Here is a 239-nt window from a genome sequence, read left to right as displayed (position 1 = left end):
GGAAACCTGGAAAGCACCGAGGAAATCGGATCGCGAAGCGGTCTGATAGAGTCGGAAACGCAAGACAGCAAGACAAGAGCAAGACAGAAGAAAAGTAAGACCGAAGGGAAACTGCCCGGAGGAAAGCCTGAGAGTCTCTCAGGTGAGTACAAAGGAAGCGTCCGTTCCTTGAGAACTCAACAGCGTGCCAAAAATCAACGCCAGATATGTTGATACCCCGGCTCACAGATTGTTCTGTG

General features: G+C 50.6%; 1 protein-coding gene. It reads left to right on the top strand.

Going from position 1 to position 239, the window contains the following annotated elements:
* Positions 1-213 (top strand): hypothetical protein (locus ADL01_RS46685; RefSeq protein WP_234354815.1); only part of this gene is annotated, 213 nt, incomplete at its 5' end.
* Positions 214-239: the final 26 nt, after the last annotated feature.

It is taken from the genome of Streptomyces sp. NRRL WC-3618, assembly GCF_001280005.1.
In the GTDB taxonomy this organism is placed as follows: Bacteria; Actinomycetota; Actinomycetes; order Streptomycetales; family Streptomycetaceae; genus Streptomyces.
Note: the sequence above shows the minus strand (reverse complement) of the source record. Positions and strands in the feature narration are given on the sequence as shown.